This is a genomic window from Desulfococcus multivorans (genome assembly GCF_001854245.1).
In the GTDB taxonomy this organism is placed as follows: Bacteria; Desulfobacterota; Desulfobacteria; order Desulfobacterales; family Desulfococcaceae; genus Desulfococcus; species Desulfococcus multivorans.
The window spans coordinates 2,537,765-2,558,867 of record NZ_CP015381.1 but is presented as its reverse complement, the minus strand read 5'-3'; the positions used below and the strand labels follow the sequence as shown (position 1 = coordinate 2,558,867).

The 21,103-nt window shown below is 52.1% G+C and carries 20 protein-coding genes and 1 pseudogene; 17 read left to right on the top strand and 4 right to left on the bottom strand.

Annotated elements, in window-relative coordinates; all coding sequences use genetic code 11:
* Window positions 1-96 precede the first annotated feature (96 nt).
* The 9 genes from aspS to tnpC all read left to right on the top strand — a co-directional run bounded on the left by aspS (window position 97) and on the right by tnpC (window position 11,758).
* Window positions 97-2,217: an aspartate--tRNA ligase gene (aspS, locus tag dmul_RS11195; protein WP_020875098.1), complete on the top strand. Its 2,121-nt coding sequence runs from the start codon at window positions 97-99 to the stop codon at window positions 2,215-2,217.
* A gap of 10 nt (window positions 2,218-2,227) precedes the next feature.
* Window positions 2,228-3,442, top strand: coding sequence for an amidase family protein (locus dmul_RS11190; RefSeq protein ID WP_020875097.1), 1,215 nt, complete (start codon window positions 2,228-2,230; stop codon window positions 3,440-3,442).
* 1 nt (window position 3,443) lies between these two features.
* A complete protein-coding gene (gene gatB, locus dmul_RS11185; RefSeq protein WP_020875096.1) occupies window positions 3,444-4,871 on the top strand; it encodes an Asp-tRNA(Asn)/Glu-tRNA(Gln) amidotransferase subunit GatB in 1,428 nt (475 codons plus the stop codon).
* A gap of 49 nt (window positions 4,872-4,920) precedes the next feature.
* Entirely contained in the window at window positions 4,921-5,886 is a 966-nt protein-coding gene (locus dmul_RS11180) for a GMP synthase (glutamine-hydrolyzing) (protein WP_020875095.1), read from the top strand.
* Between the two features lie 14 nt (window positions 5,887-5,900).
* Window positions 5,901-6,656, top strand: a complete 756-nt coding sequence (hisF, locus tag dmul_RS11175; RefSeq protein WP_020875094.1) for an imidazole glycerol phosphate synthase subunit HisF — start codon at window positions 5,901-5,903, stop codon at window positions 6,654-6,656.
* Window positions 6,657-6,709: 53 nt separating this feature from the next.
* Entirely contained in the window at window positions 6,710-6,949 is a 240-nt protein-coding gene (locus tag dmul_RS21280; protein ID WP_020875093.1) for a 4Fe-4S binding protein, read from the top strand.
* Window positions 6,950-8,169: 1,220 nt separating this feature from the next.
* Window positions 8,170-8,709 (top strand): hemerythrin domain-containing protein, encoded by a 540-nt coding sequence (locus dmul_RS11160; protein WP_020875091.1) that lies wholly within the window; start codon window positions 8,170-8,172, stop codon window positions 8,707-8,709.
* Between the two features lie 424 nt (window positions 8,710-9,133).
* Window positions 9,134-9,589, top strand: coding sequence for a PGPGW domain-containing protein (locus dmul_RS21090; protein WP_020875090.1), 456 nt, complete (start codon window positions 9,134-9,136; stop codon window positions 9,587-9,589).
* A gap of 753 nt (window positions 9,590-10,342) precedes the next feature.
* A complete protein-coding gene (gene tnpC / locus dmul_RS11150; RefSeq protein WP_020877353.1) occupies window positions 10,343-11,758 on the top strand; it encodes an IS66 family transposase in 1,416 nt (471 codons plus the stop codon).
* A 9-nt stretch (window positions 11,759-11,767) separates the two neighbouring features.
* Here tnpC and dmul_RS11145 read toward each other — a convergent pair whose 3' ends face one another.
* Both dmul_RS11145 and dmul_RS11140 read right to left on the bottom strand, forming a co-directional pair.
* Window positions 11,768-13,000: a hypothetical protein gene (locus dmul_RS11145; RefSeq protein WP_070962307.1), complete on the bottom strand. Its 1,233-nt coding sequence runs from the start codon at window positions 12,998-13,000 to the stop codon at window positions 11,768-11,770.
* Window positions 12,990-13,235, bottom strand: coding sequence for a hypothetical protein (locus dmul_RS11140; protein WP_070962305.1), 246 nt, complete (start codon window positions 13,233-13,235; stop codon window positions 12,990-12,992). Before dmul_RS11140 ends, dmul_RS11145 begins: the two co-directional genes overlap by 11 nt.
* Before the next feature lie 96 nt (window positions 13,236-13,331).
* Between dmul_RS11140 and dmul_RS21275 the strand changes: the two genes are divergently transcribed.
* Window positions 13,332-13,565, top strand: coding sequence for a VPLPA-CTERM sorting domain-containing protein (locus tag dmul_RS21275; RefSeq protein ID WP_153302765.1), 234 nt, complete (start codon window positions 13,332-13,334; stop codon window positions 13,563-13,565).
* Window positions 13,566-13,950: 385 nt separating this feature from the next.
* On the opposite strand, the gene dmul_RS20615 is transcribed toward dmul_RS21275, so the two are convergent.
* Entirely contained in the window at window positions 13,951-14,259 is a 309-nt protein-coding gene (locus tag dmul_RS20615) for a hypothetical protein (protein ID WP_144016643.1), read from the bottom strand.
* Here dmul_RS20615 and dmul_RS20610 point away from each other — a divergent pair.
* The 6 genes from dmul_RS20610 (at window position 14,239) to dmul_RS11110 (ending at window position 19,140) form a co-directional block, all read left to right on the top strand.
* Entirely contained in the window at window positions 14,239-14,541 is a 303-nt protein-coding gene (locus dmul_RS20610; RefSeq protein ID WP_179947866.1) for a hypothetical protein, read from the top strand. The two genes, dmul_RS20615 and dmul_RS20610, sit on opposite strands and share 21 nt — an antisense overlap.
* 195 nt (window positions 14,542-14,736) lie before the next feature.
* Window positions 14,737-15,090, top strand: coding sequence for a CHC2 zinc finger domain-containing protein (locus dmul_RS11130; RefSeq protein WP_234979239.1), 354 nt, complete (start codon window positions 14,737-14,739; stop codon window positions 15,088-15,090).
* Between the two features lie 17 nt (window positions 15,091-15,107).
* Window positions 15,108-15,674 carry a hypothetical protein gene (locus tag dmul_RS11125; protein WP_020875349.1) on the top strand — a complete coding sequence of 189 codons (567 nt, stop codon included), beginning with the start codon at window positions 15,108-15,110 and terminating at the stop codon, window positions 15,672-15,674.
* 1 nt (window position 15,675) lies between these two features.
* Window positions 15,676-17,367, top strand: a complete 1,692-nt coding sequence (locus dmul_RS11120; protein WP_070962303.1) for a hypothetical protein — start codon at window positions 15,676-15,678, stop codon at window positions 17,365-17,367.
* A complete protein-coding gene (locus tag dmul_RS11115) occupies window positions 17,339-18,007 on the top strand; it encodes a P-loop NTPase family protein (RefSeq protein ID WP_070962301.1) in 669 nt (222 codons plus the stop codon). Before dmul_RS11120 ends, dmul_RS11115 begins: the two co-directional genes overlap by 29 nt.
* Window positions 18,008-18,345: 338 nt before the next feature.
* A complete protein-coding gene (locus tag dmul_RS11110; RefSeq protein ID WP_070962299.1) occupies window positions 18,346-19,140 on the top strand; it encodes a tyrosine-type recombinase/integrase in 795 nt (264 codons plus the stop codon).
* 204 nt (window positions 19,141-19,344) lie between these two features.
* Here dmul_RS11110 and dmul_RS11105 read toward each other — a convergent pair.
* Window positions 19,345-20,534: pseudogene (locus tag dmul_RS11105) on the bottom strand (transposase).
* A 266-nt stretch (window positions 20,535-20,800) separates the two neighbouring features.
* On the opposite strand from dmul_RS11105, the gene dmul_RS20250 reads away from it, so the two are divergent.
* Window positions 20,801-21,070 carry a hypothetical protein gene (locus tag dmul_RS20250; protein ID WP_152495401.1) on the top strand — a complete coding sequence of 90 codons (270 nt, stop codon included), beginning with the start codon at window positions 20,801-20,803 and terminating at the stop codon, window positions 21,068-21,070.
* Window positions 21,071-21,103: the final 33 nt, after the last annotated feature.

The window sequence follows — 21,103 nt, the reverse complement described above, 5'->3', positions numbered from 1 at the left end:
TTATGCTAATTGATTCGCTTTTATGCCATGCCTTCGCCATGATGTCGTTTTGGCTCCTGCGGCGAATGAAACCTATATGAATGAAAGGTGGAAGCCATGCCAACCATCGGTCGATCCTACTGCGGTCAACTGAGCCTGTCCCATGCCGGCGAATCCGTCACCCTTGCCGGCTGGGTGGACGCCCTGCGGGACCACGGAGAAGTGCTCTTCATTCACTTGCGTGACCGCAGCGGTATCGTACAGGTCGTATTCACCCCCGAAGGCACGCCACAGGCGGTTTGCGACAGGGCTTCGGTGCTCAGGAGCGAGTTCTGCGTCCGTGTCACCGGCCGGGTCATCCAACGGACCGGGGGGACCGAAAACCCGGGCATCGCCACCGGCGATATCGAGGTGGTGGCTGAAGACCTGGCCATCCTTGGCAGCTGTGCGACGCTCCCGTTTCAGATATCGGAAAAATCGATGTTGGCGGGCGGCGTGGTCAGGCGGGACGAGACGGTGGGAGAGGATCTGAGACTGCAGTACCGCTATCTCGATCTGCGCCGTCCCACCATGCAGGATCACCTGATCCGGCGGCACCGCATCGTCAAGACCATCCGGGATTTTCTGGATCAGCAGGGATTCATCGAGGTCGAAACCCCGATGCTTACCAAAAGTACGCCCGAGGGCGCCCGGGACTATTTAGTGCCCAGCCGACAGTTTCCCAAAAGCTTTTACGCCTTGCCCCAGTCGCCCCAGCTGTTCAAGCAGATGCTCATGGTGGGCGGCATGGAGCGCTATTTCCAGATCGTGCGCTGCTTCCGGGACGAGGATCTGCGGCCTAACCGGCAGCCGGAATTCACCCAACTGGACCTCGAGGCCTCCTTCATCGACGAGGAATACATCTTCGATCTTTTCGAGGAACTGACCGTTCGCATGTTCTCCGTCGGCGGCATCGATCTGCCGCGTCCCTTCCCGCGTATGACCTGGCTGGACGCCATGAACCGAACCGGTTCGGACCGGCCCGATCTGCGTTTCGGCATGACCTTCGAGGATGCCACAGACCTTTTCACCCATACCCGCTACGGCATCTTCCGGCAGATCCTCGATCGGGGCGGATGCATCAAAGGCATCAACGTCAAAGGCGCGTCCGATCGATTGAGCAAAAACGTACTGCAGAATGAATACGCCAGGGAGATCGTTCCGGGATTCGGCGCAAAGGGCATGACCTGGATGCGGGTGATGGCCGAAGGGCTGGAGTCCAACATCGTGCAGTTCTTCAGCGATGATGAACGCCGGGGAATCCTCGATCGCTTCGCGGCCCAACCGGGGGACGTCATCCTGATGATCGCCGATCCCTCCTGGTCTCTGGTCTGCTCCGCCCTCGGGCAATTGCGGGTGCACTTGGCCCATCGGTTGGCGCTGATTCCCAAAGATGTGTACGCCCCGCTCTGGGTCACCGACTTTCCCCTGTTCGAAGCTGCGGAAGACGGCGTTACGGCCATTCACCATCCCTTCACCATGCCGGACCGCGTGGATTTCGATCCGCGAAACATCGAGGATCTGCTTGCACTTCGCTCCCGTGCCTACGACCTGGTGATGAACGGCGAGGAGCTGGGGGGCGGCAGCATCCGCATCAACGACAGTAAGTTGCAGCAGCGCGTTTTTCAGGCCCTGGGTCTGGATGCCGGGGAGGCGGCGGAAAAGTTCGGATTCTTCCTCAAGGCCCTGTCATTCGGCGCACCGCCCCATGGCGGCATCGCCCTGGGCATCGACCGGGTCGTGGCCATGATCCTGGGCGCCGCTTCCATCCGCGAGGTGATCGCCTTTCCCAAAAACCGCAGCGCCTATTGCCCGCTGACCCAGGCTCCTTCGCCGGCGGCGCCCCTCCAGCTGCAAGAGCTGGGTCTGCTCGACATGGGCGGCGGCCTGCCGCTGCCGGGTGCAGGCGAGGGTAAGGATCTGATCGACAGCCTCTCCTGGGTATCGCGCATCGGAATCACCGACCCGGAGCGGTCGTCGATGGGCGAGGCCGTGGCCCAGGCCCAGGCCTGCGCTGAACGGATCAACCGGAATGCCCCTTCGGACGAGCCCCCGCTATTCTCCGTCGCAGCCGTCTCCAATCGTACCCGAGAAGGCAGAACCCCCCGCATCCACCCCCTGGCGGCAAGCGGAGAACTTTTCAAGAATGCACCCGCAGAAAAAGGCGGCTACTTCAAAACAGCCGCAGTACTGGATTGAGAGGTCACTCATGCCGGATCTTTTCACTTACCGTAATTCACTGCCGGAGCAACCCGGCGCAGACGGTCCGCTTTCGGGCATGCGGGTGGCGGTTCAGCCGAACCTTTCGGTCAATGGATGGCCCTGCAATGCCGGTTCACATGCCCTTGCGGGATATACTGCGCTTGCGGACGCCACGACCGTGGCCCGACTGACCCGGTCCGGTGCCGTGCTGATCGGCAGTTCGCATATGGCCGAGCTGGGTTTCGGCCTGGCCGACGACACCATCATCCAAATCATCGCCGACGGCCGTGCCGAACTGGCGCTGATCACCGACACCATGGGCGAAGCCCGGGTTGCAGCGTCCGGCGCCGGTCTGTTCGGATTCAAGCCCAGTTATGGCCTGATTTCCCGCTGCGGCCTGATGGGCCTGGTGCCCTCCATGGAGTGCATCGGCCTGGTGGCCGCCGATCCGGCCCGGATCGGCCGGGCCCTGGCCGTCATGGCCGGTTCGGACCCCGACGATCCGTCCATGCCCGATGACTGCGCCGCCGGTTTCAGCGCTGATCTGCCGCCGATCACGGCGCAACCGACGGCCGGGATCGTCGCCGAGTGGTTGGAGGGCCTGAATGCGGCTGAGCGCAGCGCCTTTGAATCCAGTCTTGCACGGCTTGACGCCATGGGTATCGCCACCCGGCAGGTGAACCTCGCCCCGTCCGGCCTTTTTCGGGATGCCCACCAAGTGATCGCCGCGGTCGAGGCCTCTTCCAGCGCCGGTAAATACGACGGGGTCCGGTACGGTCACCGCAGCGCCTCCGGCAAAAACTGGAACGAGATGTACTTGAACACCCGGGCCGAAAGCTTCGGGCCCCTGATCAAGCCCTTTCTCTTCCAGGGCGCCTATTTTCAGTTTGAAAACTATTCCGCCTTTGAAAACGCCTGCCGGATCCGCGGACGCCTGATGCGGGCCGTGACCGATCTGCTCGCACAGGTGGACATGCTGGTGCTGCCCACTAGACGGCCGGCCCATGATCCCGGGCGGGCGACGACCATCGAGGAAACCTATGACGCCTTTGGGCTGGCCCTCCCGGCCAACCTCACGGGTCATCCGGTGTTGCAGGTGCCGGATCCGACCTTGGCCGCGGGCACGGATTTGGGACTGCAGCTCATCGGTCGACGGCTGGACGATGCCCGGCTGCTCTCCATCGGCCGGCAGATGTCATCAATAGCAGGGGAGGGATGCTGACATGAAATACGAAGCGGTCATCGGTCTTGAGATTCATGTGCAGCTCAACGCCGCCACAAAGTTGTTCTGTGACTGTCCCAACCGGCCGGGCGACGAACCCAATCGCAATATCTGTCCGGTCTGTCTCTGGCTGCCGGGGGTCTTCCCGCAGCTGAGCCGGGAGGCCCTGGAAAAAGGCGTGCTGGCCTGTCTGGCCCTGAACTGCGTCATTCAGCCGGAAAGCGCTTTCGATCAAAAGGTGTATTACTACCCCGATCTGCCCAAGGGATATCAGTTATCCCAGCACCACAAACCTCTGGCCCGCAACGGCTGGGTGGACATCGTGGCTGCGGACGGTCAGGTGAAACGGCTGCGTATCCACCACGTTCATCTGGAGGAGGATGTGGCCAAACTGCTGCACGAGACCGAAGGCCGAACACCCATCAGCCTGGTGGACTTCAATCGCGCCGGGACCCCCCTGATCGAAATCGTGAGCGAGCCGGACATGCGCGACCCTCACGACGCCATGGAATACATCAAAGCCCTGCGGGACCAACTGCGCTATACGGGCAGCGCTGAATGCAGCCTGGAGCAGGGCACCCTGCGGGTGGATGCCAATGTCTCATTGCGGCCGTTGGGCAGCAAAGCCCTGAACACCAAGGTAGAGATCAAGAACATGAACGCCATCCGAAACGTGGGTGATGCCATTGCCTACGAAATCACCCGCCAGACCGAGTGCCTCGAAAAAGGCGAACCGATCGTGATGCACACCCGTCTGTGGGATCCCGAAAAAAAGGTCACCACGCCCATGCGGGCCAAGTTCGAAGGTCCCTGCGTGCCGGATCCGTCGGTGGCCCGTATCGTGATCGACGACGCCTGGCTTGAGGCCGTCCGACAGCGGCTGCCGGAGATGCCGGCCCACAAAGCGGCGCGATTTATGGACGCCTACGCACTGACCGCCGAGGAGGCCGCCGCCGTGAGCGCCGAACGCGATCTGTCCGAATTTTTCGAGGCTGTTGTCGCCCACGCGCTGCCGCCGCGCAAGGTGGCGGGCTGGATCGCCGGTCAACTCTTCTCTGCCCTGAAAGAGCGCAACCGGAGCGTCGGCGAGACGCGGCTCACCGCTGCACGGTTTGCCGAACTCCTGAACCTGGTGGAAAGGGAGGTGATCAACACCCAGGCCGCCCGGGAGGTGCTGATCCGGCTTCTGGACAGCGATGCCCCGTTGGAGGAGATTGTAGAGAAAGGCGGCTTTCGCCAGATCTCCGACACCACCGATCTGGAGGCCCTCGTCCAACGCGTCCTGGCGGACCATCCCGCCGATGTGCAGGACTTTCGCAACGGCAACCCCAAGGTCCTCGGTTTTCTCATGGGTCAGGCCATGAAAACCTCACAGGGGAAGGCCAATCCCAAACTGCTCAAGGAAATGTTGGCGAAGCGGTTGGGGTGACACCATATTTAAAAAAAAAGCGCAAACCGCTTCACGAGGAGATCGCATCATGACGATTCAGGAAATCAAGACGGCGGATCTGAGCCCCGAAGCCTTCATCGAAGACCAGTGCCGCCGGATTTCGGAGCAGGTCGGCGGGGCAACGGCCGTCAATGCCCTTTCGGGCGGTGTGGATTCATCGGTTACCACCATGCTGGCCCATCGCGCCCTGGGATCCCGTCTGCTCACCTACTTTATCGACAACGGCCTCATGCGCGAGGGCGAGCCGGCATCCGTTGTCTCCGCCATGCGGGATCTCGGCGTACCGGTCGAGCTGGTGGACGCCCGCAAGGAATTCTTTTCCGCCCTGAAGGGCAAGACCGACCCGGAAGAAAAACGCCAGGCCATCACCGACACCTTCTACAAAACGGTGTTCGGCCGGCTGGTCAAGGAAAGCGGCGCGCCCTATCTGCTCCAGGGAACGATATACACGGATGTGGAAGAGACCGTGGCCGGCATCAAGCGCCAGCATAACATCCTGGCGCAGCTCGGCATCGACACCCGGGCCGCCTACGGTTACACGGTCATCGAACCGCTCATTCAGCTGCGCAAAACAGGGGTGCGAATGATCGGAAAAGCCCTCGGCATGCCCGGGAAGATGTACCATCGTCCCCCGTTTCCCGGGCCCGCTCTGGCCGCCCGGGTGATCGGCGAAGCGACGCCGGATCGCATCGCGCTGGTCAGAAGCGCCACCGTGGTGGTCGAAGAGGAGCTTGCGGGGATCGACGCCTTTCAGTACATGGCCATCCTGCACCAGGACAGGGTGACGGGCGTGCGCGACGGCAAACGGGCGTATGGTTTCCAGATCGAAATCCGCTGCTGGGACAGCCTCGATGCCGTGACGGCGTCACCAACGCAGCTCCCCTTCGCGCTGCTCCGTAAAATGGCTGACCGGATCACATCGGAAGTTTCGGGTGTGGTGAGTGTTACCTACAACGTCACGAGCAAGCCGCCTTCAACCATCGAAGCGGTATGAAAGGAGAGATGAGCATGGCCGTAAAAATTATGCCCTGCCTCGATATGCAGAACGGAAGAGTGGTGAAAGGCGTTCAGTTCGTCAACATCCGTGATGCCGGTGATCCGGTGGAATGCTGCCTGGCATACTGCAAGGCCGGTGCGGACGAAATCGCCCTGTTGGACATTACCGCCACGGTCGAGGGCAGGGCCACGATGCTGGATGTGGTTAAAAAGGTGGCGGACGCGGCAACGGTGCCGTTCACGGTGGGCGGCGGCATCAGTGACGTCGCCTCGGCCGCCGCCGTCCTGGAGGCCGGTGCCGACAAGATTTCCACCAGCAGCGCCGCCTTCCGCAAGCCCGACGTCATTCAGGAGATGGTGGGGGCCTTCGGTGCGGATCGCGTCACCGTCGCCATCGATGCCGCGGCCAATCCGGCACTGCCGTCAGGATATGAAGTGTACATCGACGGGGGCCGCACACCCACCGGTGTCGATGCCATAGAATGGGCCAAGCGTGTGGACGGCTATGGCGTGGCCACCATCCTGCCCACCAGCAAAACAACCGACGGTGTCAAGACAGGTTACGATCTGCCCCTGATCCGGAAAATCAAAGAAGCGACTTCCGCGCAGGTGGTAGCTTCCGGCGGCGCAGGCAAGCTCGAGCATTTCTACGATGCCGTGCAGGCCGGCGCCGGCATTCTTCTGGCCGCTTCGGTCTTCCATTTCAATATCATCACCATTGCGGACCTCAAAGCGTACCTCAGGCAGAAAGGCGTTGCAGTCGCATAGACTTGCTGCCGGGAAAGGCCCGATTTTCAACCGATCGGGCATAAGGGATCAATATGAGTGTGCAGTCCAAAAAATCATTTGCCGCAATCGATTACCAGCGGTGCGATCCGAAAACATGTGCCCCTGACACGGGCCTTTGTCCAGCCGTATCAGCGTGTACCCATAAAGTGATCAAACAGCTGGACGGCGTTTTTGAATCACCGATGATTTTCCAGGATATGTGCATGGGATGCTGGGACTGCATCGCGGCCTGCCCCTTGAATGCCATTGTAGTGAAGCATGTCGGTACATGACACATCGAATTCAAAGGGGAGCCCGATGATCTGCCGTGAGATGTGGCTTGGCAGCCTTGAAGCCGCCCTGGCCTCCAAACAGATTAATATCGAACCAGGGTTTGGTCCAATCTCTGCGAATTTCAGTGCTGTTCAATTTGGCAAAGCGGGGTATATGGCATGTCTGGCAAGCGACACGTCCGGTATGCCTGTTTAGACGTGAGCTTTCATGGGGGGTTGAACTGTGGCAGCGGCGGTTTCGTCGGGCATGAATTGAAAGTTGCCCTGGGAATCTTCTTCCGGCAGCGTCCACGTTCGTTCCTTCCCGTCAATACCGGTGCAGGTGAGCGTCTCATAGGGCGGAGCGCCTTTGCGCCTGTATTTTTCCTGATGGCAGGTGAGACAGTCAATATTGTTTAATTGGTCAACTGTCAGGGGCTGCTTCGGCACCTTGCCGTAGCCGACATGGCAACTCCAGCAGGCGATTCTCCTGGTGCACGATTACAGCCGCAATCAAATCTATGTCCTGAGCATAGACGACCCGCACGCGCCATCTGCAACCTTGTCCCTGTATATACTTTCCTTCCCGTCGGCTGTCTGGGTTGGAGATTATTTGGTCGGCATGACATACGGGAGTGCCCCTGCGTATCACGGGGTCAGAGCTCTTCATTTCAGAGTGAATTAGGGCTGAGGGAGAGGTACCCCGGGGCAGAGGGTACGCTCGCTCTGCGGTTCGGGCATGGCCGAGGACCGCAGCCCTTTTTGGACTTATTGCGGAAGTCTTTCACAGATTCGACGATCTGCTACGCATTCATTTTGATGAAGCTCCCTATCTGCGAGATGGCGGAGCTTTCTTGTTTTGAGAGATTGAAATTTTGGCATGCTGAAATTTTTTGGTAGCAAAATTGACGAAAAGCGTTCAAAAATCGTTAGATCAGGGTAAAGTGTTCGAGCGAGGAGACAAAAAGCATGATTGGGGCAATCGCAGGGGACATCATCGGGTCGGTCTACGAGCAACGGGGGCGGCGCCACCCAGGCGCCGGTTACGACGGGTCATTTGTCAGGAAGAGGCTGAATTCTATGGGACAGTTCGGATGATGGGGCGTAACCAAATTCTGGCGGAAATGCGCCGGATTGGTCAAAATGGTGTTCGGCATCATAGGGACAGCTCACGTTGATTGTCTCGGTGTCCGGCTCGCTGAACCCACCGTTCGGGAATACAAAAACAGGAGGAATGAAACATGCAGGCACGTGGTCCGCTCATGATCGAGCATCGTCTTATTGAACGAATGCTCTCGGTCATCAAGGATGTTCTCTCGAAAATCGAATCGAAACACAAGATAGATCCGGTATTCGTGGATGTTGCGGTTGATTTTATCCGGGTGTACGCCGATCGGACGCATCACGGGAAGGAGGAAGACATTCTTTTCCGGGAAATGAATAAGAAACCATTGTCCGCCGAGGATCGGCAAGTCATGAATGAACTGATCGAAGAACACGTATTGGGGCGACAGACAACCGAGGCTCTGGTTGACGCCAATCATCGATACCGGAATGGCGACGAGACAGCTTTGGCAGATATTGCCGATAAATTTCAATTTCTTATTGAGTTTTACCCAAAACATATCGAGAAGGAAGACAAGGTGTTTTTCCCGTCATCGAGGGCCTATTTCACCGATGAAGAGGACCAGGCCATGCTGGCGGAGTTCCTGGCGTTCGATCAAAAGATGATTCACGAGAAGTACAGCTCACTGGTTGAAGGATTGGAAATGCGGGAATGAGACTCGAATATACGCTATCGATAGAGCGCAAAAAGTCGCTTCAGCCGAAAGATCGGGGATATTAAAAAAGGGCGAAGCGGTCATCGTGGGACATGCTGCGGCTGAGAATAAGTTCACTTTGGGGAAGCGCACCCCAAAGGGCTCCATCAACTATGTCGACTGAGGGTGAGCTGTTCCTTGAAATTTGAGGGAGAGAGACAATCACAACAATAAAACCTGGAATGGAAATTCCCGGGCGCAAATAAGCCTGGTCGTGATGCGCCTCGTATTTTGTTTTTTGGTGTTCCCAAGGGCCGCAGGTCGGGTTTCAGATCGCATTCCATTTGCGATAGGGCAAATCTGTTTAAGTCATTTCAGCCAACGCCCATAAGGGGGTTACTTCCTCAGCGGCGGGCGTTAGCTGCATTATTGGCAGAGGGTTCGTATGCTCGGATGGATCCAGACGCATGAGACAATTTTATGGGGGATAGCGGGCGCTTCATTGGTGACATTCATAGCGGCTCTGGCCATTGTTCCGTGGTTGGTAATCCAGATTCCGGCAGACTACTTTGCCGGACAAAAGCGCCCCAGTAGATCCAGGACCCGGCATCGTTCCCCATTCGCATGGCTGTTGCTCCGGATTGTGAAAAACGTAATCGGGGGCGTGTTTGTCATGGCGGGCATTGTCATGCTGGTGCTGCCGGGGCAAGGCGTGCTGACGATCATCATCGGGATCGGGCTCATGAACTTCCCAGGCAAGTTTCGGCTTGAACGTTGGATTGTCTCCCGGGGTCCGACGCTGCGGTTCATCAATCATCTCCGTCGCAGGCGGGGGCGGCCCGATCTTGTTCTCGACGTAAGGAGCGTTTGTGGTGAGCGTCAAAGGAACAGGCGGAAATAATTCCGCAAGCTTTTATTCACAGGATTCAATCCTGCTGTCAGTAGGAAATCTCTCAAGCGCATGAACGAAAATATCCGAAATCTCAATATCAACCGTAGTACGCAGGCAACGCTGCCGGAGTTGGCTGAAAGAATTAACCCGATGGTAAGTGCAAAAGGTCATGGATAAGAAGTGGGCTGATGAAAATCAGTTTAGAAAAACGGTAGTATTTTGATCCCATTTTTGTTCCGTCTTTCTGGCTGCTGAAAGAATTAACCCGATGGTAAGTGCAAAAGGTCATGGATAAGAAGTGGGCTGATGAAAATCAGTTTAGAAAAACGGTAGTATTTTGATCCCATTTTTGTTCCGTCTTTCTGGCTATTGACATGATCTCCTTCCTTTTCGATTGAACAGATTGACCGATATTCTTTTTATACCATTCGAACACTTTTTTCGTTGGAACTGTTTCAAGCGCCTTTTGGATGACATCATGACTTGTTTGTAACTATTCAGCAAAAAACTTAAAATTGACGCATTTTTTTCTTGACAGGCCTTTTCGTGAAAATTTGAATTTTCTTTTAGAAGTTCAGAACAGCCTATTTTTGAGGCATCAGGCTTAAGCAAAGAGTCCCTGGATCGAGAATCTTAGGCGATAGTCCCTGACCCTGACAAGAAAAATAAAATCCGATAAAATGGAACGTCGAGCGAAAAAACCCGTTCAAAAAACCTGTGTTATAGTAACTTCATTCAGGCTCAGAATTTCCGAGGTGATGAGTGAAGTTAAACGCAATAGATGTCGAAGAAACGGTCAAAAATACAAGGCGCTTGCTGGGCGAGGATCAAAACGTATCTCCTGCCCTGAAAGCAGCCGTCGAACTTTTGCTGCTTCTCGTGGCGCTATTGCTGAATCGTTTGGGGCTCAACAGCAGTAACAGCAGCAAACCGCCGGCATCTGATCCGAATCGGAAGAAGAAGGAAAAAGCTCCCGGCGCAAACAAGCGCGGCGGCCAACCCGGACACAACGGTACAACCCTGAAAAGGGTTGAAAAGCCTGATGTCATCAAGGACATCCCATTGGATCCCGCCACCTTGCCCAAAGGAAACTATAAGGAGGCGGGATATGACGCCAGACAGGTTATCGATATCGACATCTCGCAGATCGTAACAGAATACCGGGCACAAATTCTTGAGGATGCCAACGGCAAGCGATATACAGCCCCGTTCCCCGAGGGTGTGAATCGACCCGTTCAATACGGCATCAACCTAAAAGCCCATTCGGTCTATCTGTCCCAGTATCAGTTGATCCCGTATAATCGGATCGAAGAGACGTTTCTGGATCAGGCAGGAATCCCGGTCGGCGGCGGCTCGATTTTCAACTTCAATGAAGAGGCTTATGAAAAGCTTGAAGCCTTCGATGCGATAGCAAGGTCAAAGCTGATCAACTCCGACGTCTGCCATGCCGACGAAACCGGTATCAATATCGACGGAAAAAGACGCTGGCTCCATTGTGTTTCCAATGACGACTGGACCTATTTCCTTCCTCATGAAAAAAGAGGGGTTGATGCAATGAATGAAATGGGAATCCTGCCCAATTTTCATGGGATACTTTGCCACGACCACTGGAAGCCGTATTTCAAGTTCGACTGCGAGCACGCCTTGTGCAACGCTCACCATCTGCGGGAATTGCAAAGAGCATGGGAGCAGGACCATCAGGAGTGGGCGAGGGATACCAGGGCATTGCTTCTGGAGATTAACAAGGCAGTGGATGATGCCGGAGGTCAGCTGACTCCGGGAGCCTCACTGGAATTCAGACTCCGGTACAGGAAGCTGCTGGAAGAAGCCCAAAAGGAGTGTCCGCCACCGGATGAAAGCCAAAAAAATGGAAAGCGGGGTCGCCTCAAACGATCAAAGGCAAGAAACCTTCTTGAGCGGCTCATCGATTACGAAAATGAGACGCTCCGATTCATGGACGACGAGAGAGTTCCTTTCACCAACAATCAAGGTGAAAACGATATCCGGATGACCAAGGTCCAGCAAAAGATATCGGGATGCTTTCGTTCCATGAAAGGTGCGGCTATTTTCTGCCGTGTAAGAAGTTATCTTTCAACATGCAGAAAGCATGGCGTGAGGGCAAGCATTGCATTACGCCTTTTGTTTGAGGGCAAACTGCCCGACTTCCTGAACGAGTAGATTCGACTGTCAAAGAACACGATCTCCTTTAAACTTCAAGGAGCCGGTAAAACCGGGCTGAATAGTTACACTTGTTTTTGAGACAACCGCTGCAAGGCTGAGTAGCATTGCAGTGAAACCGCTTTTTACTTGATCCTGTTCCAAATTTTTCAATTTGCCAAAAACCGATTCGATGATTTCGCTGCTTCCAAGCAGCCTCTCGCCCGGCTTTGCCTTCAGCGATTGTTCCTCTATGAAAGTGAGCAGTTCCTCACCGACTCTCTTTGCCCTGTCTGTATGCGGGCTAAAGATCGGATCCTCTTTTAAATCGATATGGCTGTCGTGATATATCCCGACAAACTTTATGTAGCCTTCCACCGTCTTGACAACCTCAATGAGATCCTGCCATTCTGTAAGATGATCACGATATTCGTTCAGCCACCCGAGCTTATCATCAGCCTGCCGAGGAGGGAATCGGTCGTCAGGCTCGGATTTCAGCATGTCCAGATAGCAAAGCTTCTCCTGCCCCCATTTCACAAGTTTATCCACATTCATATACCGCGCCTTGCTTCTCTGATTTGGCGGCGCCAAAGCGGATAGACAGGTCTGCTGAACTTTCTTGCCGGTTTGCGCTGCCAATTGAATAAACTCCGACCAATGCGGGTCATTTTTTAGTTCGCGCTTCAGTATGGCGGCACCTTTATGTTTGATATCATATATGTAGCATGTCTGTTCATGATCCCGGCAGAATCTTTCAATCCCCGATTTTATGTCGGTTCCATGATCACCGATTATTTCTCTGGGTGGACCGGTTTTCTCGATAGTTTGAGTAAGTTGCCGGTAAACAATTTCGCCATTGGAATGGGTTACCGGTAGCAAGGCAATTGGTTCGGCATCTTCATATGATAAATACAGCTCGTTCTCCGGTAACTTGCTTTGACGGACACCTAAAATAACCAAGCACTTCTCACTACCCGACTGGACTGTATGGTCGACAATCCAGATCCAATCATCGGCCCACTCCTGTTCACGATGGAGCTTATAGTACCCGAGACGAAGCAACCACAGGCGACCGCTGTACCACGATGGAACGGGCTGCCCCAGCTCTAAAAAAGATAACATGGAGCCGATAACGCGACTTGCTCCTCTCAGACTCGTACAGCCGGATAATACAAATGAAATAAATAGGGTGATATGAGCAACTGAATATTTATGAAACGCAACTCTCTGATTGAATTTTGCCTCAATCGCGTTATCCGTCATCGTTTTTTTTTTGCCGATATTCTTGCAGCTCCTCTTCCAGCTTTTTCACCCTTTTATTTAGCTCAGCTTTTCTCTTCTCAAGATACCGGAGCTTGTTCTGGAGCATCTTGGCCTTGTATTTTGCTTCCTGACATTTGGACTTCCAGCTATCTCGACTGTTTTCAAAGAATTTAGCCAGCTTCCTTATAGGACTCTTGTAGCCACTATCATCAGGCTTTCCTTTCCCATCAAGCATGGATTGCACCTCCTAAAAATGAAGTCTAACATTATATCCATACTTTATATGAGAAAAAAAGTTCCGCTTTTTCTTCTTTAATGCTTTACAAGCACTATAAAATTTGAGAATTTCTCGGAATATTTCCAGAATGAAAATTATGGGCCATTCAATAGTGAATTTTCATCACCCCAGTTCAAACCTGTTGATGACCTCGGTGCCTTTTATTACACTGTCAACATTTATGGAGAGCAAAACACTTCACCAGTTCCAGTACCCTGTTCCCTGCTCTTATTGGGTACTGGATTAGCGGGCCTTGCAGGAACGAGACTCAGAAGGAAAAAGAGATAGCAATGCGGCTTCTCCCCGGAGATAACCACTTGGGGCTGCCGACAGCGCAGACGCAAAAATAAAAAAAGGGTTTAGCCGAATGTGGCTAAACCCTTATATTTTATGGCGCGCCCGGCAAGATTCGAACTTGCGACCTACGGATTCGTAGTCCCTTTTTTATTACCTCAATAAAGCCTCAAATTAATAAACGATTAATTCTTAGGTTGAATAATTAAATAATATTTGACAGTTAATTAGATTGTCTGTTAACCTTTATTTATTTTTTTGATTAGGAAGCATTGCTAAGATCCGAATAGTGTAACGCCTACATACCAATTTCGTGACGGAATAATGTAACGCTTTTCATACCCCGCCCCAAAATACCCCGCCCATAATATTTATCGACTTACCCCGCTACCCCGCCGCCACATACCCCGCCGTTTTCAAAAGATGTTTTCAATCCATGAAATTCGGATTGTAATTTCATGCCCAAATATTCGTCCATGGAGAAATTACAATGCCGAACAGTCGCCCCCGAAAGCGCCCCTGCAGTATTTGCCGCAAATGGTTTTTGCCGGATGTGCGCCAAAAAGGCCGGCAGGTGACCTGCAGCCCTGAGTGCCGAAAGGAAAGGCATCGCAGAAAATGCGCGGAATGGAATCGTAGACATTGTGCCAACAGCAAAAGCGATTATTTGAGTAAGAAGCTTGAACAAACTGCCAGTCCTCCAGAGCCTGATCAGGGTGGATATTTGTCCGGCAGCCGAATCAACCTTCAGCTTCCCCGTGATATTTTACAAGATGAACTCGGCGAAAGAAATCTGATCATTATCGATTATTTGATCGAGCAGATTCTGGCACGAGTGCGCCTCGATTCAGGTTTGCCGCCCGCCAAAAACGGTTGTCGAACGTTCGATCGACGCGGCGATCCTGAAAGTGTTCCGGAGGTGTTTTTAAGACGCATAAGGAATATAACAGCCTGTAATAAACCTAAATAGCGACAAAGTAATCCATTCGGATTTTCAAGACGCATTAGGCACATAACCCACTGTAGATAATAATGATACTGACAAAATAATCGAATCCGGTATTTAAGACGCAATCGACTTGGAGCGGGTCGTTGGCCTATCGTTGGACCGTCGGAAAAAGAGCCCGGCAAACGGAATTTTTTTCAACGTACAGGATGGAGGTGAATGATGAGGCGACGATTTTCAGCCCGGGAGTTGTTTGAATTACGAAACGGCATCCCCGTAGACGATCTGATTCAAGACCACCTGCGGATGGCGGCTAAAAGGCGGGAGGGCCAGCTTCGGTTTCTCTGCCCTGTTTGCAACGAATTCAATACGGCAACCCGGCAGGCAACCAATCTGGCGAGGTGTTTCCGGTGCGAGCGGAACTTCAATACCATCGACCTGGTGATGATCGTCAATGGAAGCGATTTTGTCGAGAGCGTTCGTTATCTGAAGCGACTGCTGAAAGAGATCCCGCGCCATGAGGATAGAAGCGGCGCATTGAAGCAGATGCTGCAGCAGATCGGCACCCCTTGAGTATGCAAAAGGAGAAGATGACAGCCGATCGGTTGAGTGAACTGGAGGCCATTATTGATCGTAACCGGCGCAGTTTCTATGTCATCGGCAAAGCGCTGTACGAGATTCGAGAAAACCGCCTGTACCGGCTTCTTGGTTTCAAGACCTTTGAGGCATATGTCAAGGATCGCTGGTCCATGGGAAAATCCCACGCCCACCGTTTCATCGAGGCCTATCGTGTCATTGAGAATCTTTCCCCAATCGGGGACATTTTGCCCGAAAACGAATCCCAGGTCCGGCCGTTGGTACCGCTGACACCGCTTGAACAGCGCAACATCTGGCGCCAATTTTTAGCATCCGGAATGGCGCTCACGGCCAAAAATATCTGCAGGCTCGTTTCCGATGCCGGCAGAACCGCAGATCCCGCCAACCGGACGTCCATTATCAGCGATGATTACCGCCAGGCGGTCATGGCGATGCTGGAGCAGGTCAGGCTGGCGCAAAATGACCAGTGGCAAAGCACCTCGAGGCAGGCCGCTTTACTCTGGAACCGGGTGATCCGGGACAAGATTCTATACAAAATATCCAAAAGCGAGAAGCCGTAATATGGATCGGTTACCCCTGGATGATCAGTTTTTAATCCTGCTGCACAAAAAGATCATGAACAAACGCGGGTCCGCCAGACGCCGGGCCAAAAAATACTACATGGACCAATACCGGAAGACCGGCATCATCCCCGAACCGCTTTTACTGGCAGGCAAGGGGATTATGGAGGGGCGCAGATGCAGCGGGCGAAGACGTTCCATCGATGAGCGGATGAAACACCGGTTTATCGAAATGGTCAAAGCCTCGAGCGACCCTTCAAGCCAGGGGTTTATTTTTATCACCCAAAAGGCCCGAACGATCAAAAATTACCATCGGTGGCTTGAAGAGGAATTTGGCCGGCCCATCTCGCTTTCGGCACTGAGGCGGCTGGTCAAGGCAGAAGGCCTCCAGCGGTATCTGGATCAACCGGATTTTGGTGAAGAAAAACCGCCAAAACACTGCTTCAAATCTGAATCCGTATTCGATCTGATACAGGTTGACGGAAGTGCTTTTCGATATCTCAAGGTACGGGATCAGAACGGCATGTGGCGAAAACCCCAGGTGATCGAATTTTACGATACCCGGTCACGCTACCTGTTTGTTTTGGATATCTATTTTTCCGAAACAAGCCTGAATGCGGTCGATCTATTTGAGCAATTTCTGTTGAGCACCCCGTTTCCCCGAAAGAAAATCCGTCTCCGCCCGGACAATGCCGGTGGATTTTTAAATTTGAAGCGCGTGATCACTGCACTGAATACAGAATACTCTCAGCCTGACGGTTTCTATCTGGAACCGGATTTTGCAAGAGCCCGGACGCCCCGGGACAAGGCCCATCTGGAATCCTCCCATCGCAGCCTTCACAATTTCGAAATCCGGATCATCAAAGCCTTTGCGGACCGCATCGTAAAAACCGAGCCGGGGTATCTCTTCAGCAACCGGAAAAAAGAGAAAATCACGGTGACCTTTCTGGATATCGGCCTTCATGAACTCCGCCAAAAACGCATCATCGAGGCCTACCGACAAGAGCACAACACGACGCGGCACTATTTTGCCCATGACGGAAAGACGGCATCCTGGGTTCCGGCCCAGAACATGGCGTCATTTTTGGACAAGGCCTCCACGCTTTCTTTTGCGCCGTCGCACGTCAAGGCGGTCATGAAATACGGGTTCAAGAAGATCAAGGTCACCGTATCGAAAAAAGGGACCATCACGTTAAACAATCAGAAATACTACGTGGCTGTGGGCTCCGAACATTTTAGCCGGCATAAGGGCACACCGGTATATGTCTCGGATCTGAAAGACAAACTTTTCATCTTTGAATACAAATCCGACGGCATGCTGATCGGCGAAGCCCTTCGGCAGAAGCCCTATGAAAAACCGCCGAAGTCATCGGAATTGACATTTGAAGCCAACGAGGTCGAGCGGATAACGGCCTTTCTGGAGCAGCAGAACATGGTGGTGGAAAGAGCCGTGTTGATCGAAAAACACCGCAAGGGACTGACGCTTGCCGTAGCTGAAGAGATTTTTAAACATAACAAAACCCGGTATGACGGCTATGCCGGAAAGCTGATGCAATCCCCGAAAAAAATCGGAACGGCCCTGTTCAACGCTTTTATGCTGGACTGTGAACGCCATCAGCGAAGGAATCATGTGGCGCCGTACGCCTCTTTATGGGACAGACAACATGAAACGAAAAGAGACGTTCATCAATGACAAACGCCGCGTTTCCTATCTGGCGGCGATCTACAATCGAATCTACCGCGGACAGAGCGTGCTCATCGAAGGCGATTATGGCGTCGGCAAGAGTCGATTTTTAAACCTGATCCAGCCTCAGAAACTCCGGGGGGTCCGGGTGGAGACGCTTTTCAATATCCACGAACTGCCGGCATCCATCCTTCAGGAATTGAATTATGACGTGAAAGCCACCTACCGGAGGACACCGCGTCATTTGAAACAGATCTGCAGCCTGTCCGGATTTTTTATTGTCATGGACGAGAGCAATGATCTGGATCGCCGGGCATGGCCCTATCTGAAACGCATTATCGATGCCGGGGTTCCCATCGTATTTGCCGGACTGCCCAAGGTCAGAACATATCTGTCGAGCGAACATCCGGATATCCTGAGCCGACTTAAAACGCTCGTTCTCTACCCGATCGTCGTGGAAGATTTTATTCTGGAGTACAAAGATTTTGAACCCGAAGCAATCGAGCAAATCTATGTCCATACCCGCGGGGACATGCGCAAATTCAAGGAGGTCTGCACCGATTGCCGGGACAAGGCAAAAGAACTGAATCACAGCCTTATCGACCTCAACCTTGCGCTTGAGTTCCTATCCGATCTGCCCCTCATTTAACATCCCAAAGCCCCGGCGGGAGTCGTATCAGGACTCCCGTCATCACCATCCTATCGGCACCTCTTCCTGAATCACCTTTGCGTCCAGTGGGCGTCTGTCATTTGTGAAACGTGATTCGCTATGCGGCTTTTGTTTCTGTAATTCTTTGAGAATATAGGGGAAAAAACAATAGCGTTACACTATTTTGTCAAGCGGGAGAAAATCCTTTTTCCTTCTATTTTGCTGATTTTAAATTAGATTCTTACTGAAAAAGGTTGGGTGGGGTGTTTGTAAAACGTTACAGTATTCGAATCTTATCAAAGCATTACCAAGTTTGGGGGAATGTTGGGGGCTCATTTATGGCTAAAGATAAGAAGATCAAGACAAATTATCCCGGAGTACGATTTTATGAACATAAGGAAAGAAAATATAAACGAAAATTAGATCGATATTTTAGCATCAGATATAGATTTGATGGAAAAGATTTTGAAGAACCGGTTGGTTGGGCTTCTCATGGTTGGACGGAATCTAAGGCAAATGATTTATTATCTGAAATAAAACAGAACCAACGGCTTGGAAAAGGGCCGATATCTTTAAAGGAAAAAAGCAGACTACAGAAAGAGCAAAAAATAACCAAAGCTATAGAGACAATTAAAAGAAACAAAGAAAATATTACATTTAACAGAGCATGGAAAAAATATTTTCCAATTCAAAAATCAAATGTAACTGAACGATCTCGGAAGAGGGAACAATCTCTATTTAATCTTTGGTTGTCTCCTATTATTGGGGATCTCCCAATGAAAAACATTGGTGAATTAAACCTTCAAAAAATCAAAAGCGAAATGGAAAAAGCAGGAAGAAAGCCAAGGTCCATTAAATATGCTTTTGCTGTTATCCGTCAGGTATTCAATTTTATGAATCGAACTGAAGGGTTTGATTACAAGTCACCTACAAAGTTCACTAATATAAAGATTAAGTTTGATAATAAACGTGATAGATTTTTAACTCAAGAAGAGGTGAGGTTTTTACTTTCTGCTATAAAAAAACGATCACAATCTTTATATGAAATTTCTTTGTTATCCCTAAAAACTGGAATGAGAGCAGGGGAAATTTTTGCCTTAGACCTAAAACAAGCGCGTTTACAATACGACTAACTCAAATGAGAAAAATTGGGTTCGTCTCTATTTCCTGTGAAATTTCTAACTTCTGAAAGTCGAACCGGGCCGTCATCAGGGCGCGGATCACCCTGTATTTCATGTTCAGGCCGGATTGTCGTGTTACTGCATAGCGCTCTCCTTTCCGTGGTTTAAAAGCGGGCTCACAATTGCGTCATGCAATTCCTGCCCCGGAAAATACCGCTATGGAAAGTTGAACTGTTTCAAGGCGTGGAAACAATTCAGAGCGTGTTTCAGGGAATGATTATATCCCACGAGCCGATAGACAATTTTCCTGCCGGTTCTGATGATCAGGCACGGGATCCGGATAAAGGTATGGATGAACCTTTTGAATTCCATGCGTACGATCCGTTTTCCCAAGTGCCGATACGGCATCAGCAATCCGTACCATGCTTTCAAATCCCATGCCGTCGAAGCAATGGCCATGTAGGCCCAGTTGGAAAGCAGCGTGTTTGACGGCGCCTTGAGGGCGCAGGCCCCGTTTTTCAGCTGCTCGATGTCGTTTTCGTGATCAGCCCGCTTTCGATAGAATTCAAGAATCTGCTCTTTTGAGTTTTTGGCATCATTGGTGATATAGAAAAATAGCGTACATCTTTATCAAAATGGGCGGTCAGACCGAAATCGGTGTCTCCCCGGAGCTTGACGGTGCCAAAGATCCCTTTCACGAGATCCAGGCTCTTGTCGATCCAGACGGCCGAATCCAGATGAGACGGTGCATTGGCCGGCCGGTTGACCAGATAGAGGGGTTCCCGCGTCTGGGCCAGGGATACGACCAGGGGATGATATCCCCATCTCCCGTCATAAGAGATGTCCATGCCTTCCTTGCATTCCCCCGATGTTTCGGAAATCGTACCGTCGACATTGATGACCGCTTCTTTCCTGAAGCACCGGGGCTGCCGGCGCCATATCTTCTTCCGGATCTCGTTTTTGGCTTCCATCAGCTCGATGATCTGATCTTCATCAAAGCGTCTCAGAAAATCGCCGGCGGTTGTTGGATCGGGGATGAGCTCAGCGCCCAGCGCATTGAGCCAGGCCTCGTCATTCCTGAGCAATTCAATATCCTCAAGACAACTGCCTTCGGCAAGAAGGTTATAGGCGATGTCAAGAACATGGTCCGATTCATGGTAGGGCAAATGTCGCTTCAAGATCTCAAGCCGCTCATCGAGTTCATCCATCAAGCCGGTTCGTTCAGCCAGGGTGTGAATGATGCCGATCCCGCCGCCGGCAATGCCTTTGCTGCGACCGTCAAATTCATAATGGATATTGGACCCCGAAATCATCGGCCGCGGCCGGTCTTCCCAGTTTCTTCTTCGGGTTCGTCGCGTGATTTTTCGCTTGCGGTTCTTCAGCTTTTTAGAGATAATCGGTGTCACTCGAAATACTCCTTCTTGAGGGCATTATAGGTTTTGGCAAACACATAATACGCTGATAAGACGGATATTTCGAGTATTTTTTTGCTTTATGCTATAAAATCACGCTTGTTTTAGGGCAAATCGAGCTAAAGTTCATTTCTGAAGAAGATAGAAAGTTTGTTCCAATGCTCTATCGAAAGGCAAGGCGTGGGAGCGTCAGACAGGTGTTTTATTGATTCTAAACTCCCTATCTGTTATGAGATTGTGGAGCTTTTTTGTGGGGGGCTATGGATACGGACGTACAAAAAGAGCGCACAGAAATTTTTGATGAAGTTTGGTATGGCATTCCTCCAGTTGTGGATAGAAGAAAAATGTCTTCTGAAAAACTTGCTATTTTACTTTCTGAATGTGAAAAGGATACGCCAAAATATATTTTGATTGAACATGAGTTAAACATGCGTATTGCAAAGGAACAAGCAATCCCAGGGTATTACAGTGCAATAGCTGTAATAATCGGAACTATATTAGGTTGGTTTTTAAGCAATTTCAGGCTCTAAAAATATAATGCTCTGCGATTAATGGGAATTGTA